Here is a 13,357-nt window from a genome sequence, read left to right on the forward strand (position 1 = left end):
ACGGCCATGTGGCACCCGGGCGGTCAGGGCTGCAACACCACCTTGATGCAGCCGTCGTCCTTCTTCTGGAACGTTGAATACAGCTCGGGACCGCGGAACAGCGGGACGGTGTGCGTGACCAGGTCATCCAGGCCGAACGGGTCGGCGGGGTCCTCGGCCATCGGCAGCAGTTCATCGACCCACCGGCGCACGTTGCACTGGCCCTCACGGAACTGGATCTGTTTGTCGAACATATCCAGCAGGGGCATCGGGGTGACCTTGCCCGAGTAGACGCCGCTGAGCGAAATCGTCCCCCCACGCCGGACCGCGTCGATGGCGGTGTGCAGCACCGCGGTGCGATCGACCGCGGCGGTCTCCATGGCTTTCTGGGCGATCTTGTCGGGCAGCAGCCCCGTCGCCTCCTGGAGGGTCTTCGCTGTGGCCGAACCATGCGCTTCCATGCCCACGGCGTCGACGATCGAATCGGGGCCGCGCTGCGTCAGCTCCCGGAGTTCACCGGCCACCCCGGAGGAGAAGTCCAGGACCTCCACCCCATGCCGGGCGGCCATGGCCCGTCGTTCGGGCACCGGGTCGATGCCGATGACCCGGTGCCCCAGGTGGACGCCGATGCGGGCCGCCAGCTGCCCCACCGGGCCGAGCCCGAACACCGCGAGGGTCCCGCCATCGGGCACGTCGGCATAGGCCACTCCTTGCCACGCGGTGGGCAGGATGTCGGAAAGGAACAGATAGCGGTGGTCCGGCAGTTCGCTGCCGACCACGATGGCGGCATAGTCCCCGTAGGGCACCCGCAGGTACTCCGCCTGGCCGCCGGGGATTCGCCCGTAGAGTTCGGAGTAGCCGAACAACGCTGCCCCCTTGCCGTGGCTGCGGTTCTGGGTGGTCTCGCATTGGGACTGGAGTCCGCGCGTGCACATCCAGCAGGTGCCGCAGGAGACGTTAAAGGGGATGACGACCCGGTCCCCGACCTTCACGCGGGAGACGCCGGAACCAACCTCCTGCACGGTGCCCATGGCCTCATGGCCCACGATGTCGCCCGCGTGCATGTAGGGGCCGAGCAGTTCGTACAGATGCAGGTCGGATCCGCAGATGGCGGTCGAGGTGACCTGGATGATGATGTCGTCGGCTTCCTCGATGCGCGGGTCCGGGACGTCGGAGTATTCGATCGTCCGTTTCGCCTGCCAGGTCAAGGCCTTCATGGTTCCTCCATAGTGTTGGAACGTCTGCGGCGGTCAGGGCCAGTCAAGCACCGGCGGCGACGCCTGTGAACCGGTTGTGCTCTATGCCCCCGGAATGAACGGGTGGCGGCCCCGGCCGGCCTGGGGAGCCGGACGGGGCCGCCCTCACCGCAACGGCCGTCAGGCGAATCGCTCCCAGACACGGTGCGATGCCAGCAACTCGGCCGCTGCCTCGACTGCCTGGTCCGGTGCCGCCTCGCGCACGCCGGGCGACTCGACGGGCAACCCGGAGCCGGCCATGACCCCCGCTCCCGGGCCGGCTAGGATGATGGCTTTGGCCTGGCGGTAGACCTCCTGGAGCAGGAGCACCAACCTCGGGTCCAGGTCGCCGGCCTGCGGCGGCACAACGGCCCCGGCCTTGGTGTCTAGGTCGGTCTGCGCGTCCGGCCCGGCTGCCGGGGCGGCAGCGAGGATCAACGCGTCGTATTCCATCGAGCGCCCCGTCAAGAAGGTCCGGTCCACCGGCGATCCATCCGCCAGGCGTCCACCGGTCGGCGCGATCAGCAGCGGCGTCATGCCTGCCGCGTGTGTGGCGGCCAGCAGGGTCTCGATGACACGGCCTTCCGTGGCGTGGTCCGCGACGATGCCGATGACCCGCCCGTCTACCGGCCAGGTCTTGCCCACCTGCGAAACGGCCGGGCTCGGGGCGCGGTCCTCGACCTCGGTGTCGGGTTCCGGAGCCGGAAGCCCCAGCGCCGTGGAGACCTCGGCGCACAGCTGCGCGTCGATGTTCGCCAGGGCTTGCAGCTGGTTCTTCCGGACCTCCTCGCTGGTGCACTTTCCCAGCTCGAACGAATAGGCCTGCTGCACGTGCAGCTGTTCCTGCCGGGACAGGCTGCGGTAGAACAACTTCGGCTGGCTGAAGTGGTCCTCGAAGGTGGCCGGGTTGCGGCGTTCCTTCACCGACTCGGCGATGTGTTCCGGGACGTCGATGAACGGCAGCCGCGTCGAATCGCCCTCGCCGGCCATGAACGGGCAGCCGCCATCAAGCGAGTTCGGGTGGTACGGGGCGATGCCCTCGTGGATGTAGGTCTGGTGCATGCCGTCCCGCAACATATCATTGACCTGCGCGTGGGGGAGGTTGATGGGCAGCTGGGAGAAATTGGGGCCTCCCAGCCGGGTGATCTGCGTGTCGATGTAGGAGAAGAGGCGGCCCTGCAGCAGCGGGTCATTGGTGACATCGATCCCCCGCACCAGGTGGCCGGGGTGGAAGGCGACCTGTTCGGTCTCTGCGAAGTAGTTCGACGGGTTCCGATCCAACGTCATCTTCCCCAGCATCTGCACCGGAGCCAGTTCCTCGGGGACGAACTTCGTCGGATCCAACAGGTCGATGCCCTCAAACATCTGCTCCTCCGTGTCGGGGAAGACCTGCACGCCGAGTTCCCATTCCGGGAACGCACCGGCATCGATGGCCATGGCCAGATCACGCCGGTGGAAGTCGGGGTCGTTTCCGTTCGTGAGCAGTGCTTCCTCCCAGACCAGGGAGTGCACGCCGAGCTTGGGCTTCCAGTGGAACTTCACCAGCGATGTCGTGCCGTCCGCGGCGATGAGCTTGAACGTGTGGACCCCGAAACCCTCCATCATCCGGAAGGACCGGGGAATCCCGCGGTCCGCCATGAACCACATGGTGTGGTTCTGCGCTTCGGTGTGCAGGGAGACGAAGTCCCAGAACGTGTCATGTGCTGATTGGGCCTGCGGAATCTCAAGATCGGGATGCGGTTTGACGGCATGGACGACATCGGGAAACTTGATGCCGTCCTGGATGAAGAAGACCGGGATGTTGTTGCCGACGAGGTCGTAGACCCCGTCTTCCGTATAGAACTTGGTGGCAAAGCCGCGGGTATCGCGGACCGTATCGGCTGAGCCCCGGGAACCGGCCACCGTGGAGAAGCGCACGAACACCGGCGTTTCCACGCCTTCAGCCAGAAAGGACGCCTGCGTGAGCTTGGCGCCGGTCCCATAGCTGACGAACCGGCCATGCGCGCCGGCTCCGCGGGCGTGGACGACGCGTTCAGGGATCCGTTCGTGGTCGAAATGGGTGATCTTCTCGCGCAGATGGTGGTCCTGCAGCAGCACCGGTCCGCGTGGTCCGGCCTTCAGCGAATGATCGGTGTCCCCCACCGGGGTTCCCTGGCTGGTGGTCAGCGTCCTGCCTTGGGGGTGGTCCGGTTCCGTATTGCCGTTGGCCTTCGCGCGGGTGTGGGGTTCTGGGCTGGGATTGGTCATGCTGGTTCCTCCGTCGGACAACTGCGCTGCCGTGTGGACACCGGAGACAGGGCGCCATGTCACACCCCGGAGTGTCCGTCCAAGCCACGGTAGGCCGGGATCCGCCCGGGGAGTCAAGGCTTTGCGTCCCGGTCGGACCTGTCAGGGAACTCGAGGAGAACTCACAATTTCCAAACATTGTCACTTCTCCTCTTTATCCGTAAGCTGAAGTCACGGTTCAGCAGCGGGCCGTAAAAAACTCTTCGACAGAAGTAAGTCACGGCCCGCTTACTGCCCGCCGTGACGGGGAGGGTACACAACATGCCCGTCATCGAAAACAATCGCGAAGAATTCCAGTACCAGCTCTTCGAGGCCGGCGAACTCGCCGGTTACGTCCAGTACCGCATGTCGGGGAACGAGATGTGGATCCTGCATTCCAGTCTCGCCCGCAACTACAAGTCACCGGACCTGGTCACGGCGCTCCTGCGCCGCGTCCTCGAGGATGCCCATTTCAGCCGTGTTGCCGTCGTACCGTTCTGCCCCGCGCTGCGTGCCTTCCTGGCGAGCAACCGGCAGTATCTCGGTCTTGTTCCGCCAGCCTGGCATGCCCGGCTGGGCGAGCCGCCCCACGCCGAGGGCCACCCCGAGCCCGTCGCCCCCTTGGACTACGTGCGCTTGACCGGGTCGCGTCGGGCACGGATGCGGGTTCCAGTGGCCGGCTAGCCGAATGTGTCCGAGTTGCCGCCCTCGCAGACCGCGTGTCTGCAGGTCGGGCGTGAGGGCAAAAGCCCTTGACTTCCGATTCGAGGGCGGCAAACGATGGACAGTACCGGACGCCGCTCGTTCCGGCTGCTTGCCAGCCGAACGCCGGCGCGGACGCCACCTTCAAGCAGCGGGGGTGCACCGCCAGCCGTGCCATGGGAAGGTTCTTCCCGGCACCCTCACCTGCCAGGAGCCCGCCGTGAGCATTTCCTACCACCTTCGACCGGTGCCCGACAACTTCCTCCGTCCCCTGCGCTCCGACGAAGTACAGCCGTGCACCTGCGCCCACTGCGGGACCGACGAGTACCTGGTCCCGGACAACATCCAGCCCAGCATCCTGCCGGGAGGGACCGGCGGCTGGGATGTGACCTATTGGTGCAGCCAATGCGATGGCTTTTTCGGCCATCTCGCCGCCAGCCTTCCCGCCACCTGGAGGGCCGGCAGCACCTAGACCGAGATGCTGCCCGCACGGGCAATGGATCCGATCGGAGGACGACCGTGGACCTTCCAGAATATTTGCTCAGCCTCCAGCAGGCGGAACTGGGGCTGGCAGATTCCTACGCCCGTGTCGCCGGTTCCCCATCCGGTGGCCACTCCGACAGGACGCTCTTCCTGGCCTTGGCGAACCAAGGGCGCGAACATGCCAACGCCCTCGACGCGCTTCTGGAGCGCTACGGCGGTCCGTCAGGTCCCATGCCCGGCCCCGCAGGCACGGGGCCATCCCCGCCGGACGAAGGCAGCCGGCCCACCCGGTTCCTCCAATTCCAGGACCTCTACCTCTCGGCCTGCCTGGTGGATGTGGGCTGGACGGTCCTGATGCAAGCCGGCCGCGGGTTGGAAGACCGCGATTTCGTCCGCGTCATTGACCACTGTTCCAGCGAAACAGGCAAGCAACTCGCGTGGATCAAGACCCGGATCAAGCACGCCGCCAGTCCCACCTTGCTGCGGCCACAGTTGCACGCCGGCCACCGCCGTCCCCCCGGAAGGACGGCGCTGGCCACCGGCCGCCCCGGCGGCGGGCCATGACCATGCCAAGACGGTGGCCACAGACCCAGGAGAACCAACATGGAGAACAATCCCGGCACCATCGACCACGTCATGTACGCCGCCTACCTCAACGAGCACCTTCTCGGATCGGAAGGCGGCATGAACGCCTTCAAGGCCGCCGTGAGCACGTGGACGGGCACACCGGTCGAACCCCTGTTCACGGCGATGGTTCGCCAGGTCACGGACGACCATGCGGACCTGGAAAGGATCATCCGCACCCTGGGCTACCGGCCGCACCCCCTCAAGCAGGCACTCACCCACGGGGTGAGATTGGCAGGTAGGCTCAATCCGGTGAACTTCCTGCGCAAGCGGGACGCGGCAATGACGCAAGTTGAACTGGACATCCTCATGGGCATGCTCCGCGCCAAGAAGGCGATGTGGGGCACGCTCATGCTCGTGGCCACCCGGGACGGCCGTCTGGACGTTCCCCTCCTGCAGGATCTGGACCAGCGCGCCGACCACCAGCTCGACCAGATGCGCGACATCATTTCGCGCACCTGGGAGAAACGGTTCTTCCCCATCCAATAGGGGTTCCCGGCAAGCAATGTGGTCCCCACGCCGCAATAGAGAGGCATTGACATGAACCGTAGCGCCATCGTCGTCGGGTCCGGCCCCAACGGCTTGGCCGCCGCCGGCCTGCTGGCCAGTCGCGGCGTTGAGGTGACAGTCTACGAACAGGCCGCCGAGCCTGGCGGCGGCGCCCGTTCGGGCGAACCGCTCGGAACGGGCATGATCACGGATCTGGGCGCCGCGGCGCACCCGTTCGGCGTTGGGAGCCCGGCCTTCCGCGCGCTGGGCCTGGAAGAGCACGGGCTGGAGTGGGTGCATCCGCGTTATCCCATGGCCCATCCCCTGTCCGGACAGGATTCCGCGATCCTGCACCGCGATGCCGCGGCGACGGCGACACAATTTGGCGCTGACGCCGCCGCTTGGCTGCGCGTCCATCGTCCGGTGACCGCGCAACCGTTGCAGACGTTGGAGAACATCACGGGCCCGCTGCTGCGGCCACCGCCGCATTTGCAGCCCATGGCTTCTTTCGGCATGCGCGCCCTGTGGCCCGCTGCCGCACTGGCCCGGGGCTTCTTCAAGACTGCCGAAGCCCGTGCATTGTTCGGCGGATCTGCGGCACACTCCATGCTGCCGCTGGGCCACCCGTTCAGCGCCGCCTTTGGCGTCGTGTTCGGAGGACTGGGCCAGACGTCGGGATGGCCGGTTGCCCGGGGCGGAACGGGCCAGATCATCGAAGCCCTCCTGGCGGTCCTGCGCTCAAACGGCGTGCACGTCAAGACCGGCGCCCCGGTCACCGATCTACGCGATCTGCCCGCCGCGGATGCCGTGTTGCTCGACCTCACCCCCCGGCAGATCCTGGACCTGGCCGGCACGCAGCTGTCCGGACGCTACCGCGGGTGGCTGCGCCGCTGGAAGTACGGCACCGGCGCCTTCAAGGTCGACTATCTCCTGGACGGACCGGTGCCCTGGACGGATGAGCGGACCGCGCACGCGGGAACGGTCCACGTCGTGGGCAGTTTCGAGGAGCTCGTCCATGCCGAGCACCTGACCGGGAAAGGACGCCTCCCGGACCGTCCATTCGTCATGGCCGCCCAGCAGTCGATGGCCGATCCGAGCCGCGTCTCCGGCGGCCGGCAGGTCCTCTGGAGCTATGCCCACGTGCCCAACGGCTGCCAGGCCGAGGTCGGCCCGCTCATCGATGCCCAGATCGAACGCTTCGCCCCGGGTTTCCGGGACCGCATCGTCGAACGGATCGAAACGCCACCGGACGCCTTGCAGTCCTGGAACCCGAACCTGGTAGGGGGCGACATCGGCGGCGGGTCCCTGCGGGGGACGCAGCAGATCCTGCGCCCAGTACCCACCCTCAGGCCCTACAACACAAGCCAAACCGGCTTGTACATCTGCTCGTCGTCAGCCCCTCCGGGTGGCGGCGTGCATGGCATGGCCGGGTGGCATGCAGCCGAAGCGGTCTTCAAGGACTGGGAGCGGGAACGGCGCTGACGGACCCGGCGACCGGCGGCGCCGCTCCAACGACCACCTCTCTCAGACCAGATCCCGCGGGATGCTCCGCTGCCAGTTCTGGGAATAGACCCGGCGATTGCCATGCTGGTCATCCAGTTCATAGGCGTCCAGCTGCGCATTGATGACGAATTCCATGGGCGTGGAGGTCAACACCGTGCGGGTATCCACTTCCGTCCGCCAGTCCCCGCGTTCATAGCGGCGCACGGTCTGCGTCTCGCCGCGGACGGAATTCACCTCGTTCCAGCGGAAGCTGTACCACTCGTTGGAGATCCGGTGGATCTCCGTTCCCGTTTCAGCGATCCGGAAGGTGCCCTGGTCGTTGATGATCTCCACCGTCGACACGTTTGATTCCAGATCGCGGATCATCCGCCAGCCATGCGTGCCCGGTTCCAGCAGGGTCGTTTCCAGCTCGGGCGCCGCTTCCGGCTCGTCGAACGGCCTGAGCTCCCCGTCGTCGGCCCGCGGCGCCCGAACGGGGAGCTCGAGCTTGCCCCCGCTGTGGATCGCCACGGTCGCGGCTTCCGACGCGGGCCAGACCAGGGGCCAATACGACGTCGAGACCGACAACCGCAGGCGGTGCCCCGCCGGGAAGGCTTGGGCCAGCCCGTTCAGTGGCACCTCCACCGTGTAGCGCCTGCCCGGTTCCAGCGGCTCCGGATTGGCGCTGCTGTCGCGGTGCGTGAGGTTCATGAGCCCGTAGGTCACCCGGGTGGATTCCCCATCCCGGGCCACGTCGGAGAGCCGGACGGCGAGCTGCGCCACGGGCTTGTCGGCGGAAATCTCGAAGGTCGCCACCGGCCGGCCGGCCGAAGACCTCGAGCCGTTCCTCCAACCTCTCCGTCTCGTACACCAGGGCACCGCCGTCTTCCTCCCGCTGGTCATAAGGCAGGTCGGGCAGGGCCGCGTAGGAGGCCTACTTGCCCGCGAACATGCCCACGCTCAGCGGCGAGAGGAGTTCGACGTCGGGGCCGGTTTGTACTTCCGCCCCGTCGGGCAGCAGCCGGTAGCGGCCCAGCTTCCAGGTCTCCATCCGGATTTTCGGCGACGGCCACCCGGGTTCGGCAACCCACCGGCCGGGGCGGTCGTTGTAGGACGGCTCGAGCGAGACCGATTCCTGCATCCACGCCCTGACCATGGGCTCGTCCATCACCCCGGTGTCCTTGCCCTTGAGCCAGTGGTCCCACCAGCGCACCATCTCCTGCAGGATCCGATCGCCGGCCCGGGGACGCCCAGGTGCGGATATTTGTGCCCCCACGGGCCGATGAGGCCGCGACGGGGGACATCGAGGTTGTCCATGAGCCGGAAGATGGAGTTGGTGTAGCCATCGGCCCAGCCGCCGACGGCCATCACCGGAATGTCGACGTCCGAGTAGTCCTCGCAGACGGACGCCGGCTTCCAGTAGTCGTCCCGGCGCTGGTGTTCGAGCCAGGTTTCGAGCCAGAGCCCGCTGCCTTCCAGTCGCTCGTGCCACATCTCGCGCCAGCGGTCCCCGACGATCTCCGGATCCGGGGGCAGGCTGTTGAAGGCGAACATCACGGTGGCCTCGGACAGGTTGTCCGCGAGCAGGCAGCCGCCCATGTAGTGCATGTTGTCCACATAGAGGTCATCGGTGGCCGAGGCGCTGATGATCGCCTTGAGCGCCGGTGGCCGACGCGCCGCCATCTGCAGGCTGTTGAAGCCTCCCCAGGAGATTCCCATCATCCCCACGTTGCCGTCGCACCACGGCTACTCGGCCAGCCAGGCGATGACGTCCTCGGCGTCCTCGTGTTCCTGGGGCCGGTACTCGTCCACCATGACACCGTCGGAGTCGCCGCTGCCGCGCAGGTCGACCCGCACGCCGATGTAGCCGTGGCCGGCCAGGTATGGGTGGTTCAGTTCGTCGCGGGCCCGCGAGTTGTCGCGCTTGCGATAGGGAATGTATTCCAGGACCGCCGGAACGGGGTGTTCCTCGGCGTCGACCGGCATCCACAGCCGCGCGGCGAGCTGTGCCCCGTCGCGCATGGGGATGAAGACGTTCTCGATGCTGCGGATCTCGTGCGGGAATTCCTCGACGGTCCTCACTGGCAGCTCCTCTCTGATACGGGTTCTAGCTGGCCGCTTCCTGGGGAACCGGTTCAAATTCGAAGGGCAGGCTGGCCACTGCCGCGTTGTATCGTTCAACCAGTTCGTCCCGGTCCTGCGCGCCCAGGTAGAGGATGCCCACGATGTACCGGTAGCTGTCCTGGTTGGGCGTATCGGAGAGGCGGTCCCCGACCTTGACCTGGACGGTGAGTTCGGCCCCGGGAATGTCCTGGGCCAGGCGCTCGATGTCCTCCTCCCCGGGCACTCGCGTGACAACGGCGTCCTCGTCGTGGAAGACCATGCACTGCGATGCGACGGCAAAAGACCCCTTCGCGTCGGGCAGCTGGGGACCGACGCCAAGGGCGATGTCGATGGCGACCTCGTGGTTGGACACGCCGTCGACCTTGGCGAAGAGGTCGCTGTGGGACTGGGATATGCGGGTGTTCACCTCGATGATCCAGAGCTTGACTTCCTGTTCGTCCCACATGAACGCGGCGTTGAAGCAGCCGTTGTCATAGCCCACGTGCCGCAGGTACCGCTCGGACAGGTCGATCATCCGCTGTTGCACGGATTCGGGGATGCTCCCGGCGGGGTAGTCGAGGCGCTCGAAGCTGGTGCCGGCGTCGTCCTTGTGCATGTCGAAGACCCCGTGGGCGTGGTACTTGCCCTGGAACATGCTGCCCTCGGGAGCTGCCTGGATGCCGCTGACGAATTGTTCGGCCAGGCAGGTGTTGCCTCCGGCGTCCCCCAGCTTGGCGGGCAGGTCCACCATCTCCAAGACGGTGTTGAAGGCGTCGCCCACCTGCTCGATTTCGCCTCGGATCTCCGTGATCGCCTCCCGGAACTCCTCCGCGTTCCGGATCTCGAAACCGAGGTTGGACGAATGGGCCTTCACCGGCTTGACCCAGAAGGAGAAATCCACGTCGATCCCGGCCAGGGCATCGTCGTCGAACGGATCGAACGCAGCGAACCGGGGAACGCACTCGGGGATGGCTGCCTGCTGCTCGAGGCGGCTCCAGTACTTGTGCTCGCATTTGAGCACGCTTTCCAGCGACGGCGCGGGGATGCCGTGTTCACGGGCAAGGATCGGGCCGATCACGCTCGTGGGGAAATCCCAGTGCGAAATGATGGCGTCGATCGTCCCGTCAAAGGAGCGCAACTGCTCCCGGGCTGCTTGCAGCAGTGCCGTGAAGTCGAGGTCTTCGGTCTTGACCAGTTCGTCATAGTCCAGCAGTGAGTGGAAGCGGTAGTCCCGCGCTCCCCTGACTGTTTCCAACTCCCCCGCCTGGAAATCCGTCAGTCCAAGGACGAAAATGTTCTTCATGCTGCTCCTCGCTGTCCGGGCCCGACGGGCCGGAATGTCGTTGGAGTAATTGGAACGTCCATTCGAGACAACCATGCACCTTGGGGAGCGTCGAGCGATCACGCTCCCCTATGGCGTGGGCGTGGATGCCTCCAATCCCGCCCCGTCGACGAAGCCCACACACTCCAGAGAAGTGGCCGGGGTACTCCGTGGGCGGCGACCCTGGTGACGACTCTGGCGGCCATGGCGCTCACGGCTATCGGTGCCTTGGAAGCGCTGGCCAAGACCGTGGTGCTGTTGCTTTCCGGTCGTGTTCATTAGCACCAACACCGCGGTGCTCGTCTTGCGCAAGGCCCATGTAGGAGACCGGCACTTCCCGGTTCCGATCGTCATCCCCTGCCTGACTCTGGCCTGCTGCCTCCTCTTGCTGCTCCAGCAGGAGGCGGCGACCCGGCTGCGGGCCGGCATACTGCTGGCTATCGCGCAGGTGTTGGACTTCATTGCCCGCTGGGTCGGCGCCGGGAGGCGGCGGAATGCCGTGGAGAGCTCCGAACGCACCGCTGCGGCAGATCCCGGCGAACGCAGCACGCTCCGGTATTCCGGGGCGACTAGGTCGTCCCGCGTTGCCGGGCCTGTTGGGCCGCGGCGGCTGCGCCACCGGTGAAGGGCAGTCCATGGCCGGGCAGAAGGACCTGCGCTCCTGTTGCCTCGAGTGCATCCAGTGACGCGACGGCCTGTCTGCTGTCCCCGGTGGCGGCCGCGGAAACCGTCTGGGGTCCGCTCCTGCCCGTATACGGATCCAGGGTCACCAGCGCGTCCCCGCTGATGACGGTATCCCGCCCGGGGAAGTGCAAGGCACAATGCCCTGCCGTGTGGCCGGGAGTAGGGACCAGCACCGGCTGGCCCGGAAGCGTTGGCGCCTGCTCCACGGAAAGCGGCTGCAGCCCGCTCACGCCCCGGACGTTCAACGCCCCGGCGAGGGTCATCTTGACCAGGACGGGAAGGCTTCGGGGGTATTTCAGCGGGTAGGACAGTCTGTTCTTCTCGTGCTGGTAACGGTAGGGGTGCGCGGCAATGTATGTGTCGCCGGGGGAAATGTGGACCGGTAGCCCGAAGTCGCGCTGAATGCGGGCCACCGTCCCGATGTGGTCGAAGTGGCCGTGGGTCAGGACCACCGCTTCCAGCTCACCCGGCCGGCGCCCCAGCTCACGCAGGGCGGCCACGATGGCCTTCCAGCCGGCCGGCAGGCCGGCGTCCACGAGCAGGAGCCGATCGCCATCGTCAACGAGGTAGCAGTTCACGTCCGCGTATTCGACCAGGTGGATCCCCGGGGCGACCTCGGGGCGGAACACCTAGGCGCCCTTCCCCTCGTCGCCACCTGTTTGGTCCGATGCCGGCGGTGTCTCGCCGGGCAGGACGCTTCCTCCCGCGTCCAGCCCCGTGAGATTCTGCGTCTCCGGGTCCGGATTGGCATCGGCGCCTTGGCGTTCCGACACGGGTTCTTGTTGCTTGCGCTGTGCCGCGTCATCCGCGTCCCGCTGTTCGCCAGTCCGAACCTTGTCCCGGTCCCGTTCCTGTGACGACCCCATGGTGTCCACCTCCTGCCCGACCGCAACGAACCGGGACCGCGGGAGGCGGCCGGGTCGGTCGAGACGGGACCAGCTTAGGAAGACCGGCATCGGTGGACAAGGGTTTCGGTGGCTCCACGCAAAGTACTGACAGCAGTGGGGCCCGCTGCTAGCTTGAGCAGCAGTGGGCCCCTCGGCCTGCACCTCGAAACGTCCAACAACGACGTGGCCGCCAGCCGGCCGGTTCCGAACCGGGCCGACCGGGAACCCGCTCGGACGCTCCGGCACGGCAACTGCCGGCGGCCGCCCGACGAACGCCGCGTTCGCCCGCTACACGGTAAGGGAGTAGTAGTCATGTCAGCGACAGATCCAACACACGATGCGTGCTCCCCCGCCGCAGGGAAAGCACCGCGGGGGGCGTTGCGGGCTGCGCTGGAGGAACAGATGGTCCTCGACCACCTCCCCCTGGCCGATGCGATGGCCCGTAAGTATTCCCGTGGCGGGCACGACGTGGAGGACATGGTCCAGGTGGCCCGGATGGCCCTGGTCAAAGCCGCCCGTCGCTTCGACCCGGCAGTCAACCCGCACTTCGACGCCTATGCCCGCCCGACGATCTCGGGCGAGATCAAGCGCTACCTCCGCGATGCTGTCTGGATGGTCCAGCCACCGCGCGGCATCCAGGACCTGCACACCGGGATCTCCCGGGCGCATCCCGTGCTCTGCCAGTCCCTGGGGCGCGAGCCGACGCTGGATGAACTGGCCGGCCATCTGGGCGAGGAGCCGTCGTTGGTCGCCGAGGCCATCACCTCGCTCAACAGCCTCCAGCCCGATTCCCTCGACGTGCTCTGCGGCGACCTGCCCACCGAGGACCATGTCCCGGCCGTCGACGCGGAGGTCTTCGGCGCCCTGGACGACGAACTGTCCCTGGCCCAGGCACTGCGCACCCTGGATCCCGTGGAAAAGCGGCTGCTTCACCTGCGGTTCTTCGAGGAACAGAGCCAGCAGAGCATCGGGGAGGAACTGCAGATGAGCCAGGTCCAGGTCTCCCGCGCACTGGCCCGCATCCTGGTGCGGCTGCAGCGCCAGATGCTCAACCGTTTCCCGGGCCGGGGCGCAGCATCCGGCCGCTCCGCCGCCTGAGCGCG

At 66.8% G+C, this 13,357-nt stretch carries 13 protein-coding genes and 1 pseudogene; 6 read left to right on the forward strand and 8 right to left on the reverse strand.

Features of this window, described 5'->3' with window-relative positions; translation table 11 throughout:
- Positions 1-23: 23 nt before the first annotated feature.
- Positions 24-1,196 carry an alcohol dehydrogenase catalytic domain-containing protein gene (locus AB8M85_RS07530; RefSeq protein ID WP_372698155.1) on the reverse strand — a complete coding sequence of 391 codons (1,173 nt, stop codon included), beginning with the start codon at positions 1,194-1,196 and terminating at the stop codon, positions 24-26.
- A gap of 159 nt (positions 1,197-1,355) precedes the next feature.
- Positions 1,356-3,461 carry a catalase gene (locus AB8M85_RS07535; RefSeq protein ID WP_372698156.1) on the reverse strand — a complete coding sequence of 702 codons (2,106 nt, stop codon included), beginning with the start codon at positions 3,459-3,461 and terminating at the stop codon, positions 1,356-1,358.
- A gap of 300 nt (positions 3,462-3,761) precedes the next feature.
- Between AB8M85_RS07535 and AB8M85_RS07540 the strand changes: the two genes are divergently transcribed.
- The 5 genes from AB8M85_RS07540 (at position 3,762) to AB8M85_RS07560 (ending at position 7,259) form a co-directional block, all read left to right on the forward strand.
- Positions 3,762-4,163, forward strand: coding sequence for a GNAT family N-acetyltransferase (locus tag AB8M85_RS07540; protein ID WP_372698157.1), 402 nt, complete (start codon positions 3,762-3,764; stop codon positions 4,161-4,163).
- Positions 4,164-4,401: 238 nt separating this feature from the next.
- Complete coding sequence (locus AB8M85_RS07545) at positions 4,402-4,653, forward strand: hypothetical protein (RefSeq protein WP_372698158.1); 252 nt, start codon at positions 4,402-4,404, stop codon at positions 4,651-4,653.
- A gap of 47 nt (positions 4,654-4,700) precedes the next feature.
- Positions 4,701-5,228 carry a hypothetical protein gene (locus AB8M85_RS07550; RefSeq protein ID WP_372698159.1) on the forward strand — a complete coding sequence of 176 codons (528 nt, stop codon included), beginning with the start codon at positions 4,701-4,703 and terminating at the stop codon, positions 5,226-5,228.
- 39 nt (positions 5,229-5,267) lie between these two features.
- Positions 5,268-5,777: a hypothetical protein gene (locus AB8M85_RS07555; RefSeq protein WP_372698160.1), complete on the forward strand. Its 510-nt coding sequence runs from the start codon at positions 5,268-5,270 to the stop codon at positions 5,775-5,777.
- Positions 5,778-5,828: 51 nt separating this feature from the next.
- A complete protein-coding gene (locus tag AB8M85_RS07560; RefSeq protein ID WP_372698161.1) occupies positions 5,829-7,259 on the forward strand; it encodes a phytoene desaturase family protein in 1,431 nt (476 codons plus the stop codon).
- A gap of 42 nt (positions 7,260-7,301) precedes the next feature.
- Here the strand turns inward: AB8M85_RS07560 and AB8M85_RS07565 are convergent, their stop codons facing one another.
- From AB8M85_RS07565 to AB8M85_RS07590, 6 genes and pseudogenes are all read right to left on the reverse strand, one after another.
- Positions 7,302-8,075, reverse strand: a complete 774-nt coding sequence (locus AB8M85_RS07565) for a CocE/NonD family hydrolase C-terminal non-catalytic domain-containing protein (RefSeq protein ID WP_372698162.1) — start codon at positions 8,073-8,075, stop codon at positions 7,302-7,304.
- A 118-nt stretch (positions 8,076-8,193) separates the two neighbouring features.
- Positions 8,194-8,475, reverse strand: coding sequence for a hypothetical protein (locus tag AB8M85_RS07570; protein ID WP_372698163.1), 282 nt, complete (start codon positions 8,473-8,475; stop codon positions 8,194-8,196).
- Positions 8,427-9,281, reverse strand: a pseudogene (locus AB8M85_RS07575) (CocE/NonD family hydrolase). Before AB8M85_RS07575 ends, AB8M85_RS07570 begins: the two are co-directional and overlap by 49 nt.
- 85 nt (positions 9,282-9,366) lie before the next feature.
- Positions 9,367-10,665 carry an acetyl-CoA carboxylase biotin carboxylase subunit family protein gene (locus AB8M85_RS07580; protein WP_372698164.1) on the reverse strand — a complete coding sequence of 433 codons (1,299 nt, stop codon included), beginning with the start codon at positions 10,663-10,665 and terminating at the stop codon, positions 9,367-9,369.
- Between the two features lie 587 nt (positions 10,666-11,252).
- The gene (locus AB8M85_RS07585) at positions 11,253-11,996 is read right to left on the reverse strand and encodes an MBL fold metallo-hydrolase (RefSeq protein ID WP_372698165.1); all 744 of its coding nucleotides are present in this window, start codon (positions 11,994-11,996) and stop codon (positions 11,253-11,255) included.
- Positions 11,997-12,233, reverse strand: a complete 237-nt coding sequence (locus AB8M85_RS07590; protein ID WP_372698166.1) for a DUF6480 family protein — start codon at positions 12,231-12,233, stop codon at positions 11,997-11,999.
- 333 nt (positions 12,234-12,566) lie between these two features.
- Here AB8M85_RS07590 and AB8M85_RS07595 point away from each other — a divergent pair, with 333 nt between their 5' ends.
- Positions 12,567-13,352: a sigma-70 family RNA polymerase sigma factor gene (locus AB8M85_RS07595; RefSeq protein WP_372698167.1), complete on the forward strand. Its 786-nt coding sequence runs from the start codon at positions 12,567-12,569 to the stop codon at positions 13,350-13,352.
- Positions 13,353-13,357: the final 5 nt, after the last annotated feature.

Source organism: Arthrobacter sp. JSM 101049 (genome assembly GCF_041679245.1).
In the GTDB taxonomy this organism is placed as follows: domain Bacteria; phylum Actinomycetota; class Actinomycetes; order Actinomycetales; family Micrococcaceae; genus Arthrobacter_H.